The following is a 22,809-nucleotide window of genomic DNA, read 5'->3' on the forward strand; positions in this document are numbered from 1 at the left end:
TAAATTCGTATTACCCCAATTCCTGGTTTATACGAATATGAATAAAAAGCTATCTATGCCCCTGGTGGTATTAATTGCATGCCTGTCCGTGGGCGGATTAATATCTACCGATATCTTTTTGCCTGCACTGAGCGAAATGCAATTATTTTATAAGGTCACGGAGGCGCAAATACAGGATGCTATCGCCCTGTTTTTATTTGGCGTTGCGTTTTCACAGCTGGTGTACGGGCCGTTAAGCGACAGCCTGGGGAGAAAGAAAACGCTTATTGCGGGGCTGTTAATCTGGTTGGTTTCGACGGTAGGTGTTATTTACTCTACTCATATTAATGAGCTGCTTATTTTACGCTTATTACAGGGCATCGGCTCCTGCGCTGGTATCACCGTCAGCCGGGCGATTATTAATGACATGCTGGATAAGAAGTCTTCGGCTCAGCTTTATCTTGTCATATTTCCCTTTGTGGGTATGTCGCCGGCCATTGCACCCATGATCGGCGGCGTGTTAACCCAACACTTCGGCTGGAAATCCTGTTTTATCTTTTTGACCTTGTTTATCGTCATGACGCTGGGACTGTGCCTCACCGCACTGCGCGAAACCTTACCGCCTGAGAAAAGGCAAAAGCTGAGCGCGGTGGCGGCCATGGTCAATACGCTTGTGGTGTTAAGAAACCGGCAGTTTTTGTTTTATGCCGCGATTCCCTGTTTTGCTTATGCAGCCTATTTTTCCTATATCGTAGAGTCCCCCTTTTTGCTGGGCAAACTCGGGCTTTCGCCGCTTTATATCGGTTACACCTATATTCTGCTATCCGTAAGCTACGTGGCGGGGAATCTGATCGCTAAGAAGAGATCTCGTCAGGCGGGTATTGAAGAGACCATTCGCCTTGGGTATCGCATATTTGTCCTCGGCGGCATTATTTTTGCACTTCAGATGTACTTAAGCCCTGTGCCTTTGTTTACCAGCATTCTCTCCATCGGCATTCTGACCTTTGGCAATGGATTTTTGCTGCCGTTGGGCACGGCGTCTGCCATCGCGGCGCACCCGAAGGCGTCGGGTACCGCTTCGGGTGTAATGGGAGCCTTACAGCTCGGAAGCGCAGCGCTCGCAACCTTCCTGATTGGCAAACTTTCAGCCCATGCTCCCGTCATGACCGCGCTGATTATTGCCTGCGTCTGCGTTGTTGGTTTCCTTGTATATGTTTTTGGTCAATATGGGTTTATGGAATTTGTCTCCAGTAAAGAGAGTAATATCAATGATTAATAATATAGATGTCACATTAAGGGATGGCGGGTATCAAAACAATTTCAGCTTTCCCGTAGACTACGCAATTAAGCATGTGCGCGCACTGGTGAGCAGTGGCGTTGAATGGATTGAAATAGGTTACCGAAACGGTTCATTTAAACCCATCGCGGATATTGGTTTAACCGGAATGTCGCCTGATAATTATATTCAGGCAATTCATGATGCCGTGCCCGAAGCGAAATTAGTTGTCATTGCCCACCCCCATAATATTACCCGGCAGGATATTATTCGCCTGCGGGAATGTGGCGTTGCGCTGCTTCGGCTCTGTATTAAAACCGACAATCCCCAACCCGCGCTGGAACTGTGTGAGGTGGCGAAAGAAAATGGCCTGCGCGTGAGCATGAACTTTACGCGCGCCAGCCAAATTAACGCGAAGACGCTTGTTGACGTGGCAGTGCAGTGTGAGAACGCCGGGGCCGATATTATTTGCATTGCGGATTCTAACGGCAGCCTGCGGCCTGAACAGACCGCCCGCCTGGTTAATCTGCTTAAATGCGCAACGCCGCTTGAGGTGGGATTCCATGCCCACGATAACCTGGGGCTGGCAATGGCAAACTCCATTGAAGCCGTAAAGGCCGGCGCGACCTTTATTGATAGCTCCCTGACCGGCATGGGAAAAGGGGCGGGAAATCTGGCGATGGAAATCTGGCTGTCGCTGTGTAATTTCAACGAAGGCAAAGAACGTTATCACACGGAGTGGATATTTAATCAGGTGCATCAGCTGGTTTCGAAGGAATTTTACAACGCCTCTTACCGCAGCGTAGTGGATATGATCCTTGGGGTGAAAAATCTCAGCGTGGAGAACCGGAAAATGGTTGAAGAGTCATTGACGACCGAGAGTCAGCGTGTCTTCAGCGCTATTGAAAACGTGATCACAGGGACCGCAGCATGAAGTTACAGGATGCGGTGATACTGGCACCGGTCATGCCTGCCTGGGACGGCGGGGCATTTTGCGCTCCGCTGGTTACCTTGCTCGAAGAAAAAGGTTTTTCCGTCACCATCGTCGATACGTTGAGCCTGATTACGCACGACGATCCGCAGAGCGCGATTGACGCGCTTTGCCAGAAGCTAAATGCCCATGTCAAACGTCCCTGGCTGCTGGTGGGGTTTGCGATGGCGGGCACGCTGGTGCAGTTGCTGGCACACCGTTTGCGCGGCGTAGCGGGCGTCATGAGCGTGAGCGCCCCCGGTTTTGCCGACGAGAAATTAACGCATCGGCTGGTGCGTCTCATCGCACTGCTTGAAAAAGGTGAACTCGGTTCGGCCATGGATATTCTGCATCACTACGTCCTGCCCGAAGGTCAGCCTGCGCCGCAGGAAAAATTTTCCCTGCCAGATGCAGAGAAAATGGCGGCGATTAAGCGCATGCTCACCGGCTTCTCACTGCTGTTAAAGATGGATGCCCGCGCAGATATTGCCGCCTATGACGGTAACTATCTTGCGATTGTGGGTGAAAAATCCCAGCTGGCCTCATGGGAAAACCAGACCCACAGCCCCCGAACCCAGCACTATTACAAACGTATTCCCGGCGCGGGGATGCGTCCGTGGAATGACAATCCCGCTGCGGTGAATGCGCTGCTCAACGAATGGATCGATACCTTATGAAAAAAAATGTTCTGGTTTTGCCGGGAGACGGTATTGGTCAGGAGGTTTGCGACGCTGCGCTGCCCGTTATCGGTGCGCTGGATCTCCCCATCAACCTGACCTTTGGTGAAATAGGCTGGTCCTGCTGGGAACGCGAGGGCAATCCTGTGCCGGCACGTACCTGGGAACAGATTGCTGAGGCGGACGCGGTGCTGCTGGGCGCCATCACCAGCAAGGGGAAAGTGCAGGCTCAGCAAGCGCTGCCCGTCGCGCTCCAGCAGAAAGGCATTGAGTATGTTTCACCGGTGATTCAGCTCCGTCAGCGTCTTGGGCTCTATGCCAACATCCGCCCGGTGAAATACGTGACGGGAGATCGCCGTCCTTTCCGCTGCTGTGTGATTCGGGAAAATACTGAGGGGCTGTACGCCGGTATGGATTTTAAGGGTGTCGGTGAGAACGTGGCCAGCTGGCTTAAACACCCGAATCTCGAAAAATATGGCCCGAAAGAGGCGGCATGGTCAGTGCGTCTGCAAACGCGCTACGGCCTGGAGCGCCTGTTTCAGACGGCCTTTGACTATGCCCGCCAACACCGCTTTTCACGTGTCACGTTTGCCGATAAACCCAACGTCATGCGCGAAAGCGGTCATTTTGCGGCAACAATCTTTCAGGAAGTGGCCGCGCGCTTCCCTGACATTCGGGCAGATATTCACAACGTGGATGCGATTGCCCTCTGGCTGGTGCGTAAGCCTCACGAGTTTGGCGTGATTGTCGCGGAAAATATGTTTGGCGATATCTTGTCGGATCTGGCCGCCGGCGTGATGGGCGGGCTTGGCCTGGCGCCCAGCGCCAACATTGGCAGCGAAGTGGCCTATTTTGAACCGGTACACGGCAGCGCGCCGGGGATGGCGGGGCAGGGAAAAGCCAATCCGTGTGCGATGTTCTACACAATTGCGCTAATGCTGGCGTACCTCGGCTTTGAGGCGCAGGCGGAAAAACTGCAGCAGGCTGTCGATCGTGTTGTTCGTGAGGGGAAGGTGGCGACCTACGATTTAGGCGGCCCGGCGACAACGGAGGAGATGGCAAAGGCGATAATCGACGCCCTGGTTCAGCCAGCCATCGCTAAAACGGCCAGCGTGATTGCGATTGGTGATGAGCTCCTGTCCGGGCAATGCCTTAACACGAACCAGCAGGCTATCAGTCAATGCCTTGAAGAGGCGCACTACCGTGTCAAATTTCAGGCGACCTGCGCAGACAACATCCCGCAGATAAGCTCGGTAGTAACAGGGCGTATCGGGCAGGACGATCTCATTGTGATGTGCGGCGGCCTTGGCCCAACCTCTGACGATAAAACCCGCGAGGCCATTGCTCAGGTTCTGAGCAAGCCGCTTGTGCACGACGAAGAGACGTGGAAAACCATTGAGAGTCGTCTCGTGACGTTCGGGGTGAAAAACGATCCTTCAAACCGTCTTCAGGCGCGTTTCCCCGAGGGCGCTTCCATTCTGGATAACGCTTGCGGCACCGCTCCAGGTTTCAGCGCATGCGTGGCGGGCAGCCAACTGGTGGTTCTGCCCGGGCCGCCTTCCCAGGCGCTGCCGATGCTGGAAGAGGCATTAGCAAATAACAAAGATACCGGGCCTGAAAGGCAGAAGCACTGCTGGACCCTGATCGGGATCAGCGAGAGCGAGGTCGGTTCTATCGTCAATGCGCTGGCCACCTCCACCGACTGGGACAGTCATTTTTTATGGAAAAGCCCTTACGTCATTGTGCAGATCGAAACCCCTGCACACCGGCCTTTACCGCTTCCGGTGAGGCAAAGTCTGGACAGCGCGCTGCGTCCCTATCTGGTGAGCAAACGTAATAAAACGGCGGGCGAAATACTGCGGGATGCGTGCAGTATCCGCTGGCATACGCCAGATGCAGCGCTCTCAGCGTATTTGCCTGCCGGGGGCCTGCCTCGCCAGGGAGAGCCGACGGTGCAGATGGATGTAACGGTCAGCCCGTCGTTCTCGGAGCTTCTGAACAGCGACGCACGGCTGGGGAAAATGACCCTGTCGGTTCGTCATCAAGATGGTCAGGCGCATCAGATAACGTTTCCAGTGAACAGAACACTGCTCGCGCAAACCCTGCCGGAATATGCCGCCTGGTGCGCCTTAAAAACCCTGACAACACAGCATGGATAATTCGACAATGACGATTCAATCAACGCTTCAGTCGCGCCTGCTGGCGCTGGACACGGCGGCCGTTTCGGACGCGCTGGACAGTTTATACATTGCGGGAGGCCTTGCGGGCATTAAGCTGCAGGCCGGGGGCAGTAAGCTGGCGGGACCTGCCTGGACCGTAAAATATGAAGCCTGCGTGGCGGAGAAAAATCAGTTTATGAATGCCGGGAACTATATCGATCGGGTTCCGGCTGGCGCGGTCATCGTTGTGGACAATGGCGGCCGTACGGACTGCACCAGTTGGGGCAATATTCTGACCACCAAAGCCGTGCTTAAAGGCATCGCCGGGTCCGTCATCTACGGCTCAGCCAGGGACATTGCAGACATTCGTCAGATGAATTACCCGCTGTTCGCCAGCAATATCTATATGGTTTCCGGCAAGAACCGTGCGCGGGTCACTGCGGTGCAGTGTGCGCTGCAGATTGAAGGGGTAACGGTCTGCCCTGGCGACTGGATTTTCGGCGATGAGAACGGCGTTCTGGCGATCCCCGCTGAGCAGCTGGAGGAGGTGATCCGTCGGGCAGAAAACGTAGAAAAAACGGAGCGTGAAATCATCAACGCTGTTCGTGAAGGCACCTCGCTCGACGTAGCCCGACAAACGCTTGGCTACCATGTGCCCTGGGAAGCAAAAGCATGACGCGGCCGTTTTTTGACTACTGGGCGTCCCGTTTGCGCTTTCTGGACGTGCACTATCACGCGCGCCCGGACAGCTACCAGCGGCGTTACTCCGCCATGGAGGCCGGAGAACGCTACGCGCAGTATCAGGGGGGCGTGGTGCTTAAGAACCATCTGGGAAGCGTCAGCGCGCTGGCATCGGCAATGCAGGAGCAAGGTCTGCCCGTCTTTGGCTCGGTCGTGCTGAATGCCGCCGCCGGGGGGATAAACCTTAACGTCGTCCGCCAGGCGCTGAGCCAGTATCAGTGTGAGGGTGCGCCCAGGCTGCTGGTGCACTTGCCGACCGTGGTTCCAACGACGCATAAAAGCGGGTTATCCCGAACGTTCAGCAACGAGTACGCCCGGCATTTCGCCGGGCAGCCGCTCTCGATTGCTGATGAGGCGGGTGAACTGCGTTCAGGCGTAAAAACGCTCATTCACTTTGCCCGGCACCATGACATTGTGATCTCCTCAGGACATGCGACGAAAGACCAAACGCTGCGTCTGATTGAGGCCGTTGAGCGAGTGGGCGGCTGCAGGCTGATGCTGAACCAGCCGGCGAATCCGATGACGGGATTTACCGCCCGGGAACTGCGCGCGCTCGGCGAACATGAGTGGCTCTTTGTGGAGCAGTGCGCCCTGACGGTCTATTTAGGCTATCAGCCCCTCGACGATCTCTGTGAGGTGCTGACGGGAGTGCATAACCTGGTTTACAGCTCGGATCTGGGCCAGCCGGGCCAGCCCGACATCGGCGAGTGGCTGGAGGACAGCCACCGCTGGTTCAGAGAGGCCGGACTGGATGCGGCGCGCATTGAGGAGATCGCGCTGCTGAACCCGCTCAGGATGCTGGCGCCGGGGCCGTTGCCAGGTTAAGCGTGCGGAGGAAATCAATGAATGCCTGTTCCTTGGGGGAGGGGTGAGGATTGATATGCACCACATACAGGGGAAGAGGGGCAGGCATAAACGCGTCAAGGGCGGTGATGATTTCTCCTGATTCCATTCCCGCTCTCACGGTGAATTCCGGCAGGTAACAGATCCCTAACCCGTGATGCACCATATTGCACAGGTCGAGGCTGTTACTCACTCTGGAGACGTAATGAGGGCGGATTTCAACCAGCTCATCGTCAATCACAAACTTCCAGCTGCGGCGGTGGTTATCAAAATGCAGGAGACAGGTATGCTGGCGCAGATCGTCAGGATGCTGGGGAATGCCGTGCTGCTGCGCGTAGGAGCGTGAAAGACAGGTGTATTTTCGCCAGTAGCCAATCAGCGTGTAATAAAGGTTGCTGTCGGGCAGTGGGCCACACTGCAGCGCCAGATCGAAGCCGTGGCTGAAAAGCTCCATACAGTGATTGCCGGTCACGATATCCAGCTTCAGATTGGGATAGCGTTCCAGGAAGGCGCCAAGGTGCGGAATAACGTGCTGATTGCTGATGGAATGGGGGATACCCACTTTGAGATTTCCGCCGATTTCGTTACTGAGGCTTTTGACATCCCTGAGGCAGGATTCATATTCATCAATAATGAGCAGGCAGCGCTGGTAAAATTGCTCACCGGCCGTCGTCAGAGAAATGCGACGTGAATTGCGTTTAATCAGCTGCGCATTCACCTCGCTTTCCAGCTTTTCAATTCTGCGGCTGATCATGGCCGGGGAGAGTTTCATGGCCATCGCGGCGGCGCGGAACCCCTGACACTCTACGACCATTCTGAAGGCTTTCATATTTTCCAGCATTGTGTCCTCCTGACCCGGTCTGGTATCGCTATTCTCGCATTATTTCATCAGCATGTTGTGCTGGTTTTTCTCGCAAAGCGTTATCGCCACGTGACTATTCTGACAAATTTCGCAGCGGGCAGTTATAGTTAGCCTGTGACCATTCGTTTTATCGCAGGGAAACTATGATTCGCTTATTCTCGCTCGCGCTGATGCTTGCTGCCGTAACGCCCGGTGCGCTGGCTGTTACGTACCCGCTGCCGCCTGAAGGCAGTCGTCTTGTCGGCAACCCCGTTACGGTTGTGGTCCCCGAGGGAAATACCCTGCCTCTGGAGTACTTTGCCGCGCAGCACGGCCTGGGGCTGAGCAACATGCTGGAAGCGAACCCGGGCGTGGATCCTTTTTTACCAAAAGCCGGAACGACTTTAACTATTCCCCAGCAGCTGATTTTACCCGATACCGTCCGCGAGGGGATTGTCGTGAACGTGGCGGAAATGCGTCTCTACTATTACCCGCCGGGCAGCAATACGGTGGAAGTGTTGCCCATCGGCATCGGTCAGGCCGGGCGCGAGACTCCGCGTAACTGGGTGACGGCGGTTGAGCGCAAGCAGGAGGGACCAACCTGGTCTCCGACGCCGAACACGCGCCGTGCCTATGCGGCAGAGGGTAAAACGCTCCCGGCCTTCGTGCCCGCCGGGCCGGATAACCCGATGGGGCTGTATGCGATTTATATCGGCAGGCTGTACGCCATTCACGGCACAAACTCGAATTTCGGCATCGGGCTGCGGGTGAGCCAGGGCTGTATTCGTCTGCGTAACAACGACATTAAATACCTTTTCGATAACGTTCCCGTAGGCACCCGCGTGCAGCTTATCGATCGGCCCGTAAAGATGACCACGGAGCCGGACGGCAGCCGGTGGGTAGAGGTTCACGAGCCATTATCACGTAACCGCGCGGAATTTGAGTCAACCCGGAAAGTGCCTCTGCCCATTTCAGCCGCGCAGCGAACGCAGCTGATAAACGAGGGCGCGGGCGCCGAACTGGAACGGCGGTCGGGGATGCCGGTTAAGATTGGTATGTGAAGCAATTGTGCGGGCTGGTGCCCTCACCCCATCCCTCTCCCACGGGAGAGGGTTCACACACTAAAAACGGCAACCCGGTTGCCGTTTTGCATTTACCTTGCACAGAAAAGCAAAAAGCCCGCTCGTAAGCAGGCTTTTCAAATTTGGCTCCTCTGACTGGACTCGAACCAGTGACATACGGATTAACAGTCCGCCGTTCTACCGACTGAACTACAGAGGAATCGTGTGAACGGGGCGCATATTATCGACCTGCGTTCGGCTTGTCAAAGGGTGGATTAACGCCTTTTGATCGTTTGCTGACAAAATCGGCAAAGTGATGTTTTTGACAGCGGAATGCACCGCTTTGGTGCGGAAATACCTCTAATGGGGCAGATCATAAACTGCTGTTTCAGTAATAAAACCACACCCCATGATTAGGTTTCCTTATTTTCAGGCGCTTAGCGACCAATTCAGACTGTATGGTAAAAGTGGCATTCATATTGCAAAACCTGTTCAACAACGACAGCCGGTTCCGGCAAAGCATTTCGAACAGGGGGCAAAATGAACTTAAGACGACTGAAATACTTCGTAAAAATCGTCGATATCGGCAGCCTGACTCAAGCGGCAGAAGTGCTGCACATCGCGCAGCCCGCGCTGAGCCAGCAGGTGGCTACTCTGGAAGGCGAGATGGATCAGCAGTTGCTGATCCGCACCAAACGCGGCGTCACGCCAACGGAAGCAGGCAAGATCCTTTATACCCATGCGCGCACCATCCTTCGCCAGTGTGAACAGGCGCAGCTGGCAGTGAATAACGTGGGCCAGACCCTGAGCGGACACGTGTCTATTGGCCTGGCGCCGGGAACGGCCGCGTCCTCTATTACCATGCCGCTGCTGCAGGCCGTCCGCGCTGAGCTGCCTGAGGTGCTGGTGTACCTGCACGAAAACAGCGGTTCCGTCCTGAATGACAAGCTGCTGAACGGCCAGCTGGACATGGCGGTGCTTTATGATCGCTCTCCGGTCGCCGGGATCACCAGCCAGCCGTTGCTGAAGGAAGATCTCTATCTCGTGGGCACCCGCGAATGTCCGGGCCAGAGCGTAGACCTCACCGCCGTGGCAGAGATGAACCTCTATCTGCCGCGCGACTACAGCGCCGTGCGCGTGCGCGTGGACGAAGCGTTTTCCCTGCGCCGCCTGACGGCCAAAATCATCGGTGAAATTGACTCGATCTCCACGCTGACCGCGGCCATTGCCAGCGGAATGGGCGTCACCGTACTGCCCGAATCCGCCGCGCGTTCGCTGTGCAGCGCGGCGAACGGCTGGATGGCGCGCATCACCACGCCGTCAATGAGCCTCCCGCTGTCGCTGAACATGTCCGCGCGCGGTTCTCTGTCGCCGCAGGCGCAGGCGGTAAAAGAGATTTTGATGTCGCTGGTCAGCAAGCCGTCGCTTGAAAACCGTGAACTCCAGCTCGTGAGCTGATATTCCATAAAAGCATAAGATGCTGGTTTTTATTATTTGTTCTGCAGCGCAGCTGACTCTAACAATAGAGCTATGTCAGATGTGCCGGAGTGAATCGTGAATTTCCAGCAGCTTAAAATTATCCGTGAGGCGGCCAGGCGGGACTACAACCTGACCGAGGTCGCCAATATGCTTTATACCTCCCAGTCCGGCGTCAGCCGCCATATCCGTGAGCTGGAGGAGGAACTGGGCATAGAGATCTTTATCCGCCGCGGCAAGCGGCTGCTCGGCATGACTGAGCCGGGCAAAGCGTTATTGACCATTGCTGAGCGTATCCTTAACGAGGCCAGCAACGTGCGTCGTCTGGCGGATCTCTTCACCAATGACGCCTCGGGCGTACTCACCATCGCCACCACCCACACCCAGGCGCGCTACAGCCTGCCGCCGGTGATTAAAGCCTTCCGCGAACTTTTCCCCGACGTCCGTCTGGAGCTCATCCAGGGCACGCCGCAGGAAATTGAAGTGCTGCTGCAAAACGGCGGGGCGGATATCGGCATTGCCAGCGAACGCCTGAGCAACGACCCGCTGCTGGTGGCCTTCCCCTGGTTCCGCTGGTACCACAGCTTATTGCTTCCGGTCGATCATCCGCTGAATCAGGTCTCTCCCCTGACGCTGGAAGACGTTGCGAAATGGCCGCTGATCACATACCGCCAGGGGATCACCGGACGTTCGCGCATAGACGAGGCTTTCAACCGTAAAGGACTAACGCCGGACGTGGTGCTGAGTGCGCAGGATTCTGATGTCATCAAAACCTACGTCGAGCTGGGTTTGGGCATTGGCCTGGTGGCGGAACAGTCCAGCGGCGAACGCGAAGACGGGAACCTGGTGCGTTTGGATACGCGTCACCTGTTTGATGCCAATACCGTATGGCTAGGTCTGAAGCGCGGGCAGCTGCAGCGCAACTATGTGTGGCGTTTTATTGAGCTCTGCAACGCCGGGCTGTCGGTGGATGAGATCAAACGCCAGGTGATGGAGCCGGAAGAAGTGGCGATTGATTATCAGATTTAGCTGCTGGCTTGCCCGGTAGCGCTGCGCTGACCGAATCAGGGGGCAGGGATGTCGTCACTTATTGTAAGTGGTGGGGACATGTTGCTGCATCAATTCAACGATCCATTCAATAAAAACGCGCAGCCTCGCGTTGACATGGCGGTTCGGCGGAAATGCCAGATACAGGGGCATTGGAGCAATACGCCATTGTTCAAATAGCGGAATCAAGTCACCACGAGCCTGATGTGCTGCCGCCATATAGACTGGCAGCGCAATCACGCCTAATCCCGCTAGCCCAGCTTCGAGGTAGGCATTGCCATCATCTACTGCCAGCACATAGCTGGCCTTGATTTCAATACGTTCACTCTCGCGGTGCAGTATCAGAGGGTCAATCTTACCGGTGCGTGAGGACAAGAATCCCACGATGCGATGGTCCGTGTTTTCCAGCTCTCGCGGATGCGCAGGGGCACCGAGGCGTTCCACATAACCCGGTGCGACGTAAACACCGATTGGCAAATCGCCGACATGGCGCGCGATCAGGGACTGGTCGCTGATTTCACCGCCCCGCAGGACGCAATCCACGTTGTCGCCGATCAGATCCACCACTCGGTCGCTCACGCCCATATCGAACTGGATATCAGGATAGCGCGCGTGAAAAGCCGGTAGCGCGGGCACCAGCACGAAGCGGGCGAGAGGCGTGGGCACATCCACCCGTAGCCGTCCCCGGGGCGTCATCGCCGAACTGGAGAGGCTGTTTTCAGCATCCTCCATGTCCGCCAGCAGGCGGATGACGCGCTCGTAGTAGACCGCGCCATCAGGCGTGACGCCGAGCCTACGGGTGGTGCGATGGAGCAGCTTGACGCGCAGGCGCGCTTCCAGTTGCTGAATCAGCTGAGTCACCGTGGTTTTGCTCATATGGAGCGTTTGGGCAGCCTTTGTGAAGCTGCCTGCCTCCACCACGCGAGCAAAGGCGCGCATCGCATCAAAACGGTCCATCCATCATCCTCTCACTTCACCGATTGTTTGGATATTACAAACAATGATGGACAAAGTCGCCTGTTTATCCCTCCGCTTTAGCACCTTAGAGTGTCTCTATGTTCACCGGGCAGATTTCGCCCCATTACAAAGGTACTAACATGACAACACGCGAAGCCGTTTTTCCCTTCGGACGCCAGGCGCTCTATGAGCGCAATCGGTATTCACCCGCCATCAAATCTAACGGCTTCCTGTTTGTTTCGGGACAGGTGGGTAGCCGGGAGGATGGTTCGCCTGAAGAGGATCTAAAAGCGCAGATCCGGCTGGCATTCGATAACCTTAATGCTGTTCTCACGGCTGCGGGCTGCACGTTCGATGACGTGGTTGACGTTACCCTTTTTGTTGTCGATCCCGAGTCAAACCTCGACGCAATCTGGAGTATCCTGCCAGAATATTGGGGGGAAGCGCCTTACCCTACCTTGACCGGGATCGGCGTGACGTGGCTGTACGGATTCCAGTTTGAGATTAAGGTGATTGCCAGGCTACCCTGAGCGTTACGGATCTTTCCGACGGTCAAAAGACAAGACAGAGGAAAATTTATGAAGGCAGCGGTTTATGACGTAGAAGGCGCTCCCGGCGTCCTGCAGTATGTCGACGTCCCGGATCCGGTCGCCGGGCCTGACGACGTCCTGATTTCTGTCGAGGCTATCTCGATTGAAGGGGGCGATCTGATCAATCGCCGCTCAACTCCGCCGCCTCTTCCTTCATGGATCGTCGGGTACGCGGCCGCGGGGACAGTTGTTGCCGTCGGATCGAAAGTCCGTAACCGCAGGGTTGGGGACAGAGTGACGGCTTTTAGCATGCAGGGATCGCATGCGGAACGTTGGGCTGTGCCCTCAGAACGCACCTGGCTTATACCGGACGGGGTGGATGCAGCAGAAGCGGCGGCGGTACCGATCTCCTTTGGAACCGCGCATCATTGCCTTTTCACACGAGGCATGCTTCGGAACGGAGAAACCGTTCTGATTCAGGCAGCAGCGGGTGGCGTGGGGCTCGCGGCCGTTCAGCTTGCCTCACATGCTGGCGCGACGGTCATCGCCGTGGCAAGCGGAACGCAGCGAAGCAGCCGGTTGCTTGAACTGGGTGCCGCTCACGTCGTGGATCGGGCAAAGAGTGACGTCGTGGACAGTGTCCGGCAGGTCACCCACGGCACCGGTGTTGACCTCGTCATCGACCCGGTGGGGACGACGTTGCCTGCCTCGCTCTCTGCACTCGCGCCGGATGGACGCCTCGTCTTCGTCGGTAATGCGGGCGGTGGCAGCCTGACAGCCGACCTGTGGCCGGCGATGCAGTCTAACCAGACGCTCATGGGGGTATTCATGGGGCCACTTTTTGAAAGGCCTGAGGTCCGGGCAAGCGTGGACGAGATGTTGCAGGCTATAGCAGCAGGGCGCATCCGGGTTGTTATTGATCGCATTTTCTCCCTGGCTGACGCCGCCGCGGCCCATGAATACGCCGAGACAGCGAAACCGCTTGGCCGCATCGTTATGAAGCCGTGAGGGGGGAACCCCAAACTGACCTCATAATTCTCCCGATGCGGAAGCCGCCTCGCATTTCGTTTATCCGATCCGCCATAATCCTTTGAACCGCAAAAACGGTTTTCTAATATCACCCTTCCTGGTTACGCACTTCGTTCCCACCTGCACTGTTCTTCGATGGATAACGACTTTCTGCCCACTTCATTACGAAAAGGAAATCACCATGAATCTGATGAATAATTGTGCATATCCCTCCATGAATGTTATATTAAAATATAATATTCGGAGGTGCTCTATGTATACAACTCGTCTTAAAAAGGTCGGCGGATCCATCATGCTGACGGTTCCTCCCGCCGTGCTGAAAACGCTGGGGCTGTCGACAGACAGCGAAGTTGGCATGACCATTAATAATGGCTGCCTGATTATCGAACCTCAGAAACGGCCTCATTATTCACTTGAGGAGCTGCTGGCGCAGTGCGATCCGCACGCTGAAATGAGCGAAGAGGATCGGGAATGGATGGATGCGCCTGCGGTGGGCAAGGAGATCCTGTAAATGGAGAGAGGGGAAATTTGGCTTGTTTCACTGGATCCAATTGCTGGCCACGAGCAAAGTGGAAAACGTCCGGTACTCATCGTATCGAAGGCATCGTTTAACAAGCTGACCCGGCTACCGGTAGTGGTTCCCGTCACCAGCGGCGGAAACTTTGCACGTACAGCAGGTTTCACCGTTTCACTGGAAGGGGCGGGGACAAAAACAATGGGCGTTATTCGCTGTGACCAGCCCAGAACCATTGATATGGCTGCCCGGAACGGCATGCGGCTGGAACGCATACCTGACGCCGTTGTAAATGAAGTGCTTGCCAGGCTGGATGCGATTCTGAGTTAACTTCAGAGACGCAGAAAAGCAAAAAGCCTGCTTCAAAAGCAGGCTTTTCAAATTTGGCTCCTCTGACTGGACTCGAACCAGTGACATACGGATTAACAGTCCGCCGTTCTACCGACTGAACTACAGAGGAATCGTGTGAACGGGGCGAATATTATCGACCTGCGTTCACCTTGTCAAAGGGGGAAATTAAACTTTTCGTTCGTTTGCCGACAATTTCAGCAAATCGCTGATTTTATGGCAAATTTGCGTTCAAATTGCACAATAAAAAGCGCCGCCCGCAGGCGGCGCGCAGGATCAGAACAGTACGGAGTAGTTCAGGCCAAACGTACGACCGCGGCCTTTATAGGTATACAGGCCCGGTGCACCGTAGGTTGGGCTATACAGCCCCGGCGCGCGCTGGCCCCAGGCGGTGGTGTAGTCTTTGTCCAGCAGGTTTTCCACGCTGAAGCTGACCTTACCCACCGGCAGGGCGTAGCTGCCCAGGAAGTCGACCGTGTTATAGCCATCAATCTTCTTGCCGTCGGCGTCAGACACGTCAAAGGTCTGCGTGCTCTGCACGCGCAGGGTCCAGTCGCCCGGCGCCCAGTTCACCCATGCGCTGGCTTTCGACGGGCTGGCGCTGTCGACCGTCAGCTTCTCCCATTTCCCGTTTTCGCGGGTTTCAGACTTGATGGCGTTAAAGTTCGCGCCGGTGCTCCAGTCGCTGTCGGTGAAGAAATAGTCCACCTGGCCTTCAACCCCGTAGATACGACGCTTGTCGTCTTCGAGGTTGATGGTCATATCCGTCTTGTTGATGGTAATGGTTTTATCCGAGAGCGAGTAATACGCCGCGACCTGCGTGCGCAGGTTGTCGCCGGTGTAGCGCCAGCCCAGCTCGTAGGCGTTGACCTTAATGCCGTCCAGCGTTGAGTCGTTGACGTTTACGCTGTTCAGCAGGCGATAGTGGCCGTTGCTGAGCTGGTAAGTGCCGGAGCCGTAGTACTTCGCCAGGTCAGGGATTTCAAAGCCCTGAGAGAAGTTAAACCACAGCTGCTGCTGTTCGGTCAGACGACCAAGGATCCCGGCGTTGAACAGGAAGTTGTTGTAATCGGTTTTCCCGCCCGGTACCGCGTCGGCGGAGGTGGCTTTTCCGGTGGCGATGGCCTGCTGCTGGGTGTAGCCAACAAAGTCATCCACCTTGTTTTCGGTGTACTGATAACGCACGCCGCCGCTCAGGGTGATGGCGTCAATGTCGTAGCTCGCCTGCAGGAACGGGGCGAGGTTGGTGATGCTGTAGCCCGGGTAGCGGCCCACGTTGTAGGCGTTGTCCAGCTCCATGCCGCCACTCGCTGCGGCTTTGCTCAGGTTAAAGAACTGCTGGTTGGCATCGAAGGTTTCGTGGTCGGCATCCACACCCCAGGTCAGCGTCAGATCGTCCACCGGCTTGCTGTTCAGCGTCAGCTTGCCGCCGTAAAAATCGGTTTTCTGCTGCGACGCGCCGATGCTGGTTACCACGCCTTTGGTCAGGGTCGGGAACGGGTAATAGGTCAGGCTCTCGTCACGATAGTAAATCTGCGCGACCAGGTCCTGGCCCCAGAAGTCGGTATTGGAGTACTGCAGGTTAATCAGATGGCGCTCGGTTCCCGGCACGCGGTCAGAGTCGAGATTATCCTTGTTGTACGCGGTGGCATCGCCCGTTACCGCCGAGAAGTTCTTCCCGAGGTACAGCCCGTGCTTGCCGTCGGACTCGCTCTTGTAGTACTGCGTCGTCAGCTGCAACTGCTGGTGATCGTCAATGTTGATGGTGCCCGTGCCCATCACATCAATACGGTCGGAATACTGGAGGCCGGTCTGGGTGTTATCGATAATCACCTCGTCGCCGTTGCCGTCATACCAGCCGCCGTAGCGCTGATAAGAGACCGACAGACGGCCGGACGCGTTGTCATTGCCGCCGCTTACGGCTGCCGATACGTTCTCATCGTGGTCGTTGCGGCTGTTAAAGCCGGTTTTTGCCCCGGTCTGGAACTCAACTTCGGTCTCCGGCTGGCCCTTTTTGGTGACGATGTTCACCAGGCCGCCGGTGCTGCCGCCGCCGTACAGTGACGTGGCGCCTGAGATGACTTCGATGCGGTCAATGTTGAACGGGTCGATAGAGTCCAGCTGGCGGCTGTCGCTGCGGGACGAGTTCAGGCGCACGCCATCCACCATCACCATCATGGAGCGGCCGCGCAGGTTCATGCCGTAGTTGGTACGCCCCTGGCTGCTGACGTCCATGCCCGGGATCAGCTGCGCCAACACCTCTTTAATCTCTTTTCCGCCCTGAACCTGCTGCTCGATCTCAGACCGCTCGATGACCCAGGTGGTCTGCGCCATCTCGGCAACGCTGCGGTGCGCGCGGCTGGCAGAGACCACGATATTTTCTTCCTTTTGTTCTTCCGCCCACGCAGAGGTAGAAAGCATTGCAAGCAAGCAAGGATTTAAAACCCAAAGATGAGAACGTTTCATTGTTATGTTGATCCTGAATGTGTGTGTCAGTACTCAGTGGTTTTCGCTAACGATTTAAAAAACTGGCTGCTCTCCGGGCTGGTGGTGCTCCGCCAGTGGATAACGCCGGGGGTGGTGGCCAGCTCAAACGGCTCGTCGGCGTGCGCGCGATTAAGAATTCGCGCCGCGCGCCAGGCCATCAGGCTGAGCTGGGGTTCGGCAATGCCGAGACGATGCATCCCGGCATTCACGGCAAACAGGCGATTGCTCTGCGGACCGTCCCATTCGAGGGTGAAATCATTGTTAATGCAGAAAGCTTCGTCCGCATCCAGATGCAGCCGGTGAGACAACGGCGCGAGGAACGCGGGCTGCACGGCGCGGTAGCCGGTGGCGAAAATCACCACGTCGCTCTCCAACTGCTCGTGACCGCCGTCGAGGTGATGCTGAATGCTCAGGCGATGTCCGGTTTCCTGGCGCGTCAGGGCCGTCACCGAGCGGGACGGCATCAGGTGCGCCCAGGGTTTTTCGCGCAGCACTTCGAAGCGGTGGTACATGGCGCGGTAAATCGCCAGCAGTGACTCGGTGGTGATGCCGTCGGAGGTCATCTTCTGCTCGTGTAGCATCTGACGACGGGCCTCTTCGCCGAGCGTGGAGAAACTGTCCACGTACTCCGGGGTGAAATACTCGTTGGCAAAGGCGGCTTCATCCAGCGCGTTGTAGTTATTGCGGCGCGATACCCAGTTCAGGCTCAGCGGCTGGCCCCACTCTCCACGGAAGATATTCAGGAACAGGTCGGCCCCGCTCTGGCCGCCGCCGACGACGGTAACGCGCTTACCCGCGAGATCCGGCGTGCGCAGCATCATCTCGCTGGCGTGGAAGCAGGTATCGTCCTGTACCGTGACGCAGTCAGGCAGGTTGATCTGTTTGCCAATCCCCACGCAGACGTGACGCGCGAGGAAGCGGTCGCGCTGGGTCACGACCTCAAACAGACCGCGTTGCTCATCAAAGCTCACCTGCTGAACCTGCTGGCTGAAGGCGAGGTTGGTGAGGTTATCCGCCGCCCAGCACAGGTAGTCCGCAAACTCTTCGCGGGAAACCGTGCGCTGCTCGGTGGTCAGGAAGCGGTAGAACTTTTTGCGCTGCACCAGGTAGTTCAGGAAGCTGTGGCGGTTGGTCGGCTCCACGGCGCTGACCAGATCCTTCAGGAAGCTGGTCTGCATGTGGCAGTCCGGCACCATCATGCCCGGGTGCCACGAGAAGTGCGGTTTGCGCTCAAGAAACAGCGAGCTAAAGCCATCCAGCCCTTCTGCGAGGGCGGCGACGCTGAGGTTAAACGGGCCAATACCAATGCCGATGAAATCATAGGTTTTCATTGCGCGGACTCCCGGGAGGCCAGAAAAAGAGGGTTATCAAGATCGGTGACGTAGTTCGGCAGCATGCGGCTGCCGCCGTCGTGTTCGGAGAAGGTCAGTTTGACCGGGTTGAGGATCACGCGAATAATCTGCGGTTTAAACAGGTCGAATTTCGTGAAGCGCTCCGCAAGCTCCGGGTGCGCGGCCATATAGCGGTGCAGCACCCCGGCGAGGATCTGATAGAAGCGGTTTTCGCTTACGCCGCATTGCAGGGTGAGGCGTGAAATAAAGCGCAGCACTGTCACAAAGTTGCCGGTCTGCAGGTCGTGGATGATGTAATCCGCGCTCAGGCGCGCCGTCACCGCTTTTACCTGCTCCGGCAGGCTCTGTGCCTGCGGGAAATCCTCGTCCACCAGGCGCATATCACCCTGGAAATCCTTCAGCAGGATGCGCTGCACAACGTAGTCCTTCATCACCAGCGTCACGTTCTGGCCGTGGGCGATCAGCGCCACGCCGTAACGGCAAAGCAGGTGGTAGAACGGGATCACCGTCGCTTCGAACAGCTTTTCCAGCCACGCTTCGGCGGTTAACCCCGAGCGCTTGATCCACGCGTCGATCAGCGGACGTCCTGCGTTGTCAGTTTCCATCAGCGCCGCCATCAGCACCGCCTGTTCGTCCTCCTGAAGATAACAGGACGGGTTCTCCCGCCAGATTACCCCCAGCATCTCCTGATAGCGGTAGGGCGCTTTCGGCAGGGCCGCATAGCCAGGATGCGACAGATATCCGGCGGCGGGTTCGCCAAGCACCTGCGCGCCAGAGCGGGCAAGCGTGGCGTCGGCGGCGAACTGCTGCTGCAGCCAGCGCGAGGCCAGCGGCCCGGCGGCAATGTACTTGCCCGGAATGCCGCGATAGCAGGAGGTGTTGTAGATAGTCAGCGGCAGCTTGATGTCATACGGCGCACGACGGCTGGCGTTGGTGAGCGTGCGCAGGGACTGCTGCGCCAGATACTCATCGCCAAATTCGCCCAGCTCAACCATCTCACCGCGCGCCAGTTGCGCCAGGAAATGAATGGCAATTTTTTGCTGCCACTGCCATGGGTGCAACGGCACGGGCAGCCAGCTGTCATTCAGATCCAGCGCCTGCCAGCGGGCGTCAAACCGGGCGCGCTCGGCATCGTCCATGGTGCTGGCCAGCAGAGTGTGGATGTCGCAATCGGCGTCACTGCTCCAGACCAGATGCTCGCGCTGGACGGCGACCCAGTGCAGGCGGAAGCGCCCGCGGTATTCCGGCGCGTACTGGCGCAGCGCGTCCAGACCCCAGCCGCGGCGTCCTTTGTTGAAAATAAACTTCGGGTGACCGCTCATCAGACACTGTAATTCGTCCGGGTCGAGGTGGATCAGGGCGTCCGCATCCAGCGCTTCACGCGCCTGCAGCAGCTGCATGTCCCCGCGCAGTGTGGCGTAGAGATCTTCCATGTGCTCGGCCGTTTGCGCGTCGCTCATCTCCAGTACCGTCGCCAGCTGCAGCAGCGCGCGTTCCGCTTCCACGGCGGCGCCGCTGGCGGTGGTCAGCGTGTCCGGGTCGATATGCAGCCAGCCCCAGATCCCGCGCGTGGCGCGAAACTGCCAGGACTCGTTGCCCATGGCGATGCGCCAGCCGTCCGCCGACACCGGCTCAGCGCGCAGGGTGCGTTCGTATTCCAGCTCGGCGAGGATCTTCGCCACCATCTCGCGGTTCACTTTCTGCCAGAGCGCGTTCACAGTTCCACCTCGCTGAAGAAGCGGTGACGCTGGCTCATGATGAGGCGCGAGCGCTTGTGCGGGAAGTCGAACTCTTTCATCGCCTCAAAACCGGCGGAGGCCAGATGGCGGAACAGGCGCTGGTTGTCAAAACGCGGCTCGGCCACGATGCGCGCGGTGCGCGGCTCATCGAGATACAGATAGTGGCTCAGGCCGCGCAGCCAGCTGCGGATATACTGCGCGCCGCGCCAGTTCTCTTCGCCCACCAGCATGTGCAGCCCACGGTCAAACGGCTGCCAGCGGTAGTGGCGGCCAATCCGGTCCTCTGCCGCCCAGTAGAGTTCAAAATAGCCGAACGGCTGGTCGTCGAAGCAGCCGATAACCGGGTAGCAGTAGGTCGAGTCAAGCTGACGGCGCAGGTAGTTTTCCTGCTCGGCCTGCGGGCCCGCCATCTCCCAGAAGGCGTTCACGCGCGGGTTATTCATCCATTGCGTGAATCGTTCGCCGTCCAGCGCCACGTCGGCAACGCGGAAGCTGAGGGTGCGCTTAATCTGCGGATCGTAACGGCGATAGACCTCACCCTGCGGGCGGTGAGGGCGCAGCGGGAAGAACAGCTGACGGCTCTCATCAAACTGCATACCGCCGCTTGCCTGCGGACGCTCGCCTTTCAGCCACAGCGGCAGCTGCCAGAAGGTTTCACGCGCCAGATAATCCCCGTGGGCCTGGCGAAACAGTGCCTGCGCCTGCGGCTCATCCTGCCAGGCCGCCCACGGCAGGGTAATGCCGGTCAGGGCGGGCGCGGCAATAAATAGCTGATCGAGGGCGTCCACCAGCCAGCCGTCCGGGATCCCGGTCAGGCGCTCAAGGACCGCGCTGCCGTCGAGACCCAGCGTCAGCGGCAGGTTTTGTTCCGTGGCCGTGCAGCGAAAGCCGTAGCCGGAATGGACGATATTCGCGTTCGCCATCACGCCTTCTCCTTGTAAAACGGGTTGCTAAAGTCGAAGTAGATCACCGCCGGGTCGACGATGGTGTTTTCGTTGCGATCGTGCAGGTAGCAGAAGAAGTTGCCTTTGCAGTTCCAGGTTGGGCTGTCGAGCACGTAGTCGAGGCAGCGGGTCTGCTTCGCCGTCGCGCGCAGTTCGGCCAGCGCGTCACGCACGCGGGACATCAGGTGCTCTTCGCTGTCGAAACCGGCGGCGGCGAGGGCGGCGGTGACGGCAAGGGTGGAGTTCAGCAGCAGGTAGTACGGGAAGTAGCGCAGCAGCTGGCTCTCACCGAAGCGGTTTTCCACGTCTGTTTCGCCCGCCTCTTTCAGCCACGCGTCGGCCCCTTCGGTCCAGGCGCTGCCCTGACAGTCACGGTAAATAAGTCCGACAGGGAAATCCTGCTGCATCTCCACGAGGATATTTTGCTGGTGTGCCAGCAGCACCAGACCGTAGTCCGCCTCGGCGCTGAACAGCGGAAGCAACACGCGGTCGCAGTAAGCGTCCAGCCAGCAGCGGGCGGCCTGAGCGAGGGGTAAATCCAGACGCTGGCTCAGACGGCGCACCGCCGCGGCCAGCAGGCTGTCACCGCCGTCCGGCGCGGCCTGGGTCAGGCTCACCAGCACGTTGGTCTGGGTTTCAGGCGTGTCAAACAGCAGGTTAACGCGCAGGGCCATCAGGCTCTCTTCCTGAATGGTGCCGCTTTCATCGCGCAGCCCCGCCCAGCCGTCTTCCTGCATCACGCGCATGGTCGGGTAGCGCGCCTGTAAATCTTGCCAGCGTTGCGTTTTCGCCAGCCGGGCCAGGCGCATGCCGCGCTTAACCTCTTTTACCGACAGCGTGCGCACGGAGTTGGTCAGGCGCACGCTAAGGGAGAACTTAATCATGTCGCTGTTGGTTTCGCTGTACAGCGAGCGCGACGAGCTGGTGGGCAGCCACTGCGCGCCCGCTTCACCCAGGTCCTGCAAGGAACCGTTTGTCGCCAGACGCTGGCACCAGTCCTGCTCCAGCAGATAGTCGGCCTGCCACGGATGCATCGGCAGCAGCCAGCGGGTATCGGTGAAGTGGCCGAGCAGCTCGGGCGCGCTCTGGGCGGCGAAGCGCAGCAGACGCTCGCGCAGGGAGACGTTCAGGCTGTCACCGGCAACGAGCGTGCTCTCAACAGCAAACCAGCGCAGCGGGAAGCGGGAGCCGAAATCAGGCAGATACCGGCGCGCCTCGGTTTCGTTGAACGGTTCGTGGGATTTCGGCGCAGGATGAAACGCGTGGCCCACCAGCAGCGCCTGTTCCGCGTCGGCAAACGTCAGCGGCCTGTCGCGCAGCGTTCCCCAGCCGTGGCGCAGATCGATCGCCTGCCAGGTGTGCGCGTGGCTTTCGAGCGCGCGCTGTTTAAAACGCGCCAGCGTATCGGCATCCAGCGAGCCTTTTACAGAGGACTTTTCAAGAATTAAATCAACCAGTTGAGCGAAAGTGACGGCGTCACCGCTGTCGCTATCGCTCTGGATAAGCGTTGCCGGAAAACGGTACTGATGATGCTGGGTTGGGGAGAAATAGCGCACCGGAACCCGAAGGGCCTGGGTGGGAGAAAGCGGAATATGAATGTGCGCCAGTTCATCCGCTGCGGAAGCGGGGAGATAGCGCCAGTCCTTCGTCTCGCGCACCAGGGCGTTTAAAAAACACTGGGCTGCAACGTCTGTACCGGCAGAGCGGGGCAGAGCACGCATAGATGTACCTCATTCCATGACTGATAATAATTCTCGTTATGATATTCATTCTGTTTACAGTGGCAACTATTTTTGCAATATTTGTTTTCATAAACTTCATAATTTCCACACATTTATT

General features: G+C 57.6%; 20 protein-coding genes and 2 tRNA genes. 13 read left to right on the forward strand and 9 right to left on the reverse strand.

The window, feature by feature from the left end; all coding sequences use genetic code 11:
- Nucleotides 1-37: 37 nt before the first annotated feature.
- Genes URZ40_RS15680 through URZ40_RS15705 form a run of 6 tightly spaced genes read left to right on the forward strand, consistent with a single transcriptional unit; the run spans nt 38 to nt 6,627 of the window.
- On the forward strand, nt 38-1,255 hold the full coding sequence (locus URZ40_RS15680; protein ID WP_163329808.1) for a multidrug effflux MFS transporter: 1,218 nt from the start codon (nt 38-40) through the stop codon (nt 1,253-1,255).
- On the forward strand, nt 1,191-2,189 hold the full coding sequence (locus URZ40_RS15685) for a 3-hydroxy-3-methylglutaryl-CoA lyase (protein WP_226857695.1): 999 nt from the start codon (nt 1,191-1,193) through the stop codon (nt 2,187-2,189). The genes URZ40_RS15680 and URZ40_RS15685 overlap by 65 nt, the downstream gene beginning before the upstream one ends.
- On the forward strand, nt 2,186-2,902 hold the full coding sequence (locus URZ40_RS15690; RefSeq protein WP_320720798.1) for an alpha/beta hydrolase: 717 nt from the start codon (nt 2,186-2,188) through the stop codon (nt 2,900-2,902). Before URZ40_RS15685 ends, URZ40_RS15690 begins: the two co-directional genes overlap by 4 nt.
- Entirely contained in the window at nt 2,899-5,061 is a 2,163-nt protein-coding gene (locus URZ40_RS15695) for an isocitrate/isopropylmalate dehydrogenase family protein (RefSeq protein ID WP_320720799.1), read from the forward strand. Before URZ40_RS15690 ends, URZ40_RS15695 begins: the two co-directional genes overlap by 4 nt.
- Before the next feature lie 7 nt (nt 5,062-5,068).
- The gene (locus tag URZ40_RS15700; protein ID WP_320720800.1) at nt 5,069-5,737 is read left to right on the forward strand and encodes an RraA family protein; all 669 of its coding nucleotides are present in this window, start codon (nt 5,069-5,071) and stop codon (nt 5,735-5,737) included.
- The gene (locus URZ40_RS15705) at nt 5,734-6,627 is read left to right on the forward strand and encodes a DUF6282 family protein (protein ID WP_320720801.1); all 894 of its coding nucleotides are present in this window, start codon (nt 5,734-5,736) and stop codon (nt 6,625-6,627) included. The genes URZ40_RS15700 and URZ40_RS15705 overlap by 4 nt, the downstream gene beginning before the upstream one ends.
- Here URZ40_RS15705 and URZ40_RS15710 read toward each other — a convergent pair.
- On the reverse strand, nt 6,593-7,486 hold the full coding sequence (locus tag URZ40_RS15710) for a LysR family transcriptional regulator (protein WP_316379447.1): 894 nt from the start codon (nt 7,484-7,486) through the stop codon (nt 6,593-6,595). The two genes, URZ40_RS15705 and URZ40_RS15710, sit on opposite strands and share 35 nt — an antisense overlap.
- Before the next feature lie 164 nt (nt 7,487-7,650).
- Between URZ40_RS15710 and ldtA the strand changes: the two genes are divergently transcribed.
- Nucleotides 7,651-8,547, forward strand: a complete 897-nt coding sequence (gene ldtA / locus URZ40_RS15715; protein WP_320720803.1) for a L,D-transpeptidase — start codon at nt 7,651-7,653, stop codon at nt 8,545-8,547.
- A gap of 144 nt (nt 8,548-8,691) precedes the next feature.
- On the opposite strand, the gene URZ40_RS15720 is transcribed toward ldtA, so the two are convergent.
- Nucleotides 8,692-8,767, reverse strand: a tRNA-Asn gene (locus URZ40_RS15720).
- 320 nt (nt 8,768-9,087) lie between these two features.
- Here URZ40_RS15720 and nac point away from each other — a divergent pair.
- Both nac and cbl read left to right on the forward strand, forming a co-directional pair.
- Nucleotides 9,088-10,005: a nitrogen assimilation transcriptional regulator NAC gene (gene nac / locus URZ40_RS15725; RefSeq protein ID WP_316379448.1), complete on the forward strand. Its 918-nt coding sequence runs from the start codon at nt 9,088-9,090 to the stop codon at nt 10,003-10,005.
- A 96-nt stretch (nt 10,006-10,101) separates the two neighbouring features.
- A complete protein-coding gene (cbl, locus tag URZ40_RS15730) occupies nt 10,102-11,052 on the forward strand; it encodes an HTH-type transcriptional regulator Cbl (RefSeq protein ID WP_023336219.1) in 951 nt (316 codons plus the stop codon).
- 54 nt (nt 11,053-11,106) lie between these two features.
- Here the strand turns inward: cbl and URZ40_RS15735 are convergent, their stop codons facing one another.
- Nucleotides 11,107-12,027 carry a LysR family transcriptional regulator gene (locus tag URZ40_RS15735; protein WP_320720805.1) on the reverse strand — a complete coding sequence of 307 codons (921 nt, stop codon included), beginning with the start codon at nt 12,025-12,027 and terminating at the stop codon, nt 11,107-11,109.
- Between the two features lie 140 nt (nt 12,028-12,167).
- Between URZ40_RS15735 and URZ40_RS15740 the strand changes: the two genes are divergently transcribed.
- The 4 genes from URZ40_RS15740 (at nt 12,168) to URZ40_RS15755 (ending at nt 14,430) form a co-directional block, all read left to right on the forward strand.
- Nucleotides 12,168-12,557, forward strand: coding sequence for a RidA family protein (locus URZ40_RS15740; RefSeq protein ID WP_320720806.1), 390 nt, complete (start codon nt 12,168-12,170; stop codon nt 12,555-12,557).
- 48 nt (nt 12,558-12,605) lie between these two features.
- A complete protein-coding gene (locus tag URZ40_RS15745) occupies nt 12,606-13,565 on the forward strand; it encodes a zinc-binding alcohol dehydrogenase family protein (protein ID WP_320720807.1) in 960 nt (319 codons plus the stop codon).
- A 274-nt stretch (nt 13,566-13,839) separates the two neighbouring features.
- A complete protein-coding gene (locus URZ40_RS15750; RefSeq protein ID WP_320720808.1) occupies nt 13,840-14,097 on the forward strand; it encodes an AbrB/MazE/SpoVT family DNA-binding domain-containing protein in 258 nt (85 codons plus the stop codon).
- Nucleotides 14,098-14,430, forward strand: a complete 333-nt coding sequence (locus URZ40_RS15755; protein WP_213327933.1) for a type II toxin-antitoxin system PemK/MazF family toxin — start codon at nt 14,098-14,100, stop codon at nt 14,428-14,430.
- 54 nt (nt 14,431-14,484) lie between these two features.
- Here URZ40_RS15755 and URZ40_RS15760 read toward each other — a convergent pair.
- The 6 genes from URZ40_RS15760 to URZ40_RS15785 all read right to left on the reverse strand — a co-directional run bounded on the left by URZ40_RS15760 (nt 14,485) and on the right by URZ40_RS15785 (nt 22,691).
- Nucleotides 14,485-14,560 (reverse strand) — tRNA-Asn (locus URZ40_RS15760).
- 164 nt (nt 14,561-14,724) lie between these two features.
- On the reverse strand, nt 14,725-16,914 hold the full coding sequence (locus URZ40_RS15765; protein WP_320720809.1) for a TonB-dependent siderophore receptor: 2,190 nt from the start codon (nt 16,912-16,914) through the stop codon (nt 14,725-14,727).
- Between the two features lie 26 nt (nt 16,915-16,940).
- Entirely contained in the window at nt 16,941-18,266 is a 1,326-nt protein-coding gene (locus URZ40_RS15770) for a SidA/IucD/PvdA family monooxygenase (RefSeq protein ID WP_320720810.1), read from the reverse strand.
- Nucleotides 18,263-20,005, reverse strand: a complete 1,743-nt coding sequence (gene iucC / locus URZ40_RS15775; protein WP_320720811.1) for an aerobactin synthase IucC — start codon at nt 20,003-20,005, stop codon at nt 18,263-18,265. The genes URZ40_RS15770 and iucC overlap by 4 nt, the downstream gene beginning before the upstream one ends.
- Nucleotides 20,002-20,949, reverse strand: coding sequence for a GNAT family N-acetyltransferase (locus URZ40_RS15780; RefSeq protein WP_320720812.1), 948 nt, complete (start codon nt 20,947-20,949; stop codon nt 20,002-20,004). The genes iucC and URZ40_RS15780 overlap by 4 nt, the downstream gene beginning before the upstream one ends.
- Complete coding sequence (locus tag URZ40_RS15785) at nt 20,949-22,691, reverse strand: IucA/IucC family protein (protein WP_320720814.1); 1,743 nt, start codon at nt 22,689-22,691, stop codon at nt 20,949-20,951. Before URZ40_RS15785 ends, URZ40_RS15780 begins: the two co-directional genes overlap by 1 nt.
- Nucleotides 22,692-22,809: the final 118 nt, after the last annotated feature.

This window comes from Enterobacter sp. 296B2 (assembly GCF_034106185.1).
Classification (GTDB): domain Bacteria; phylum Pseudomonadota; class Gammaproteobacteria; order Enterobacterales; family Enterobacteriaceae; genus Enterobacter; species Enterobacter cloacae_N.

Coding starts and splice junctions, on each gene's coding strand:
- URZ40_RS15780 (WP_320720812.1), bottom strand. CDS start 20,949: ATGGCGAACGCGAATATCGTCCATTCCGGCTACGGCTTTCGCTGCACG.
- URZ40_RS15735 (WP_320720805.1), bottom strand. CDS start 12,027: ATGGACCGTTTTGATGCGATGCGCGCCTTTGCTCGCGTGGTGGAGGCA.
- URZ40_RS15690 (WP_320720798.1), top strand. CDS start 2,186: ATGAAGTTACAGGATGCGGTGATACTGGCACCGGTCATGCCTGCCTGG.
- ldtA (WP_320720803.1), top strand. CDS start 7,651: ATGATTCGCTTATTCTCGCTCGCGCTGATGCTTGCTGCCGTAACGCCC.
- URZ40_RS15740 (WP_320720806.1), top strand. CDS start 12,168: ATGACAACACGCGAAGCCGTTTTTCCCTTCGGACGCCAGGCGCTCTAT.
- URZ40_RS15785 (WP_320720814.1), bottom strand. CDS start 22,691: ATGCGTGCTCTGCCCCGCTCTGCCGGTACAGACGTTGCAGCCCAGTGT.
- nac (WP_316379448.1), top strand. CDS start 9,088: ATGAACTTAAGACGACTGAAATACTTCGTAAAAATCGTCGATATCGGC.
- URZ40_RS15710 (WP_316379447.1), bottom strand. CDS start 7,486: ATGCTGGAAAATATGAAAGCCTTCAGAATGGTCGTAGAGTGTCAGGGG.
- URZ40_RS15755 (WP_213327933.1), top strand. CDS start 14,098: ATGGAGAGAGGGGAAATTTGGCTTGTTTCACTGGATCCAATTGCTGGC.
- URZ40_RS15695 (WP_320720799.1), top strand. CDS start 2,899: ATGAAAAAAAATGTTCTGGTTTTGCCGGGAGACGGTATTGGTCAGGAG.
- URZ40_RS15685 (WP_226857695.1), top strand. CDS start 1,191: ATGTTTTTGGTCAATATGGGTTTATGGAATTTGTCTCCAGTAAAGAGA.
- URZ40_RS15705 (WP_320720801.1), top strand. CDS start 5,734: ATGACGCGGCCGTTTTTTGACTACTGGGCGTCCCGTTTGCGCTTTCTG.
- URZ40_RS15680 (WP_163329808.1), top strand. CDS start 38: ATGAATAAAAAGCTATCTATGCCCCTGGTGGTATTAATTGCATGCCTG.
- URZ40_RS15765 (WP_320720809.1), bottom strand. CDS start 16,914: ATGAAACGTTCTCATCTTTGGGTTTTAAATCCTTGCTTGCTTGCAATG.
- URZ40_RS15700 (WP_320720800.1), top strand. CDS start 5,069: ATGACGATTCAATCAACGCTTCAGTCGCGCCTGCTGGCGCTGGACACG.
- URZ40_RS15750 (WP_320720808.1), top strand. CDS start 13,840: ATGTATACAACTCGTCTTAAAAAGGTCGGCGGATCCATCATGCTGACG.
- URZ40_RS15770 (WP_320720810.1), bottom strand. CDS start 18,266: ATGAAAACCTATGATTTCATCGGCATTGGTATTGGCCCGTTTAACCTC.
- URZ40_RS15745 (WP_320720807.1), top strand. CDS start 12,606: ATGAAGGCAGCGGTTTATGACGTAGAAGGCGCTCCCGGCGTCCTGCAG.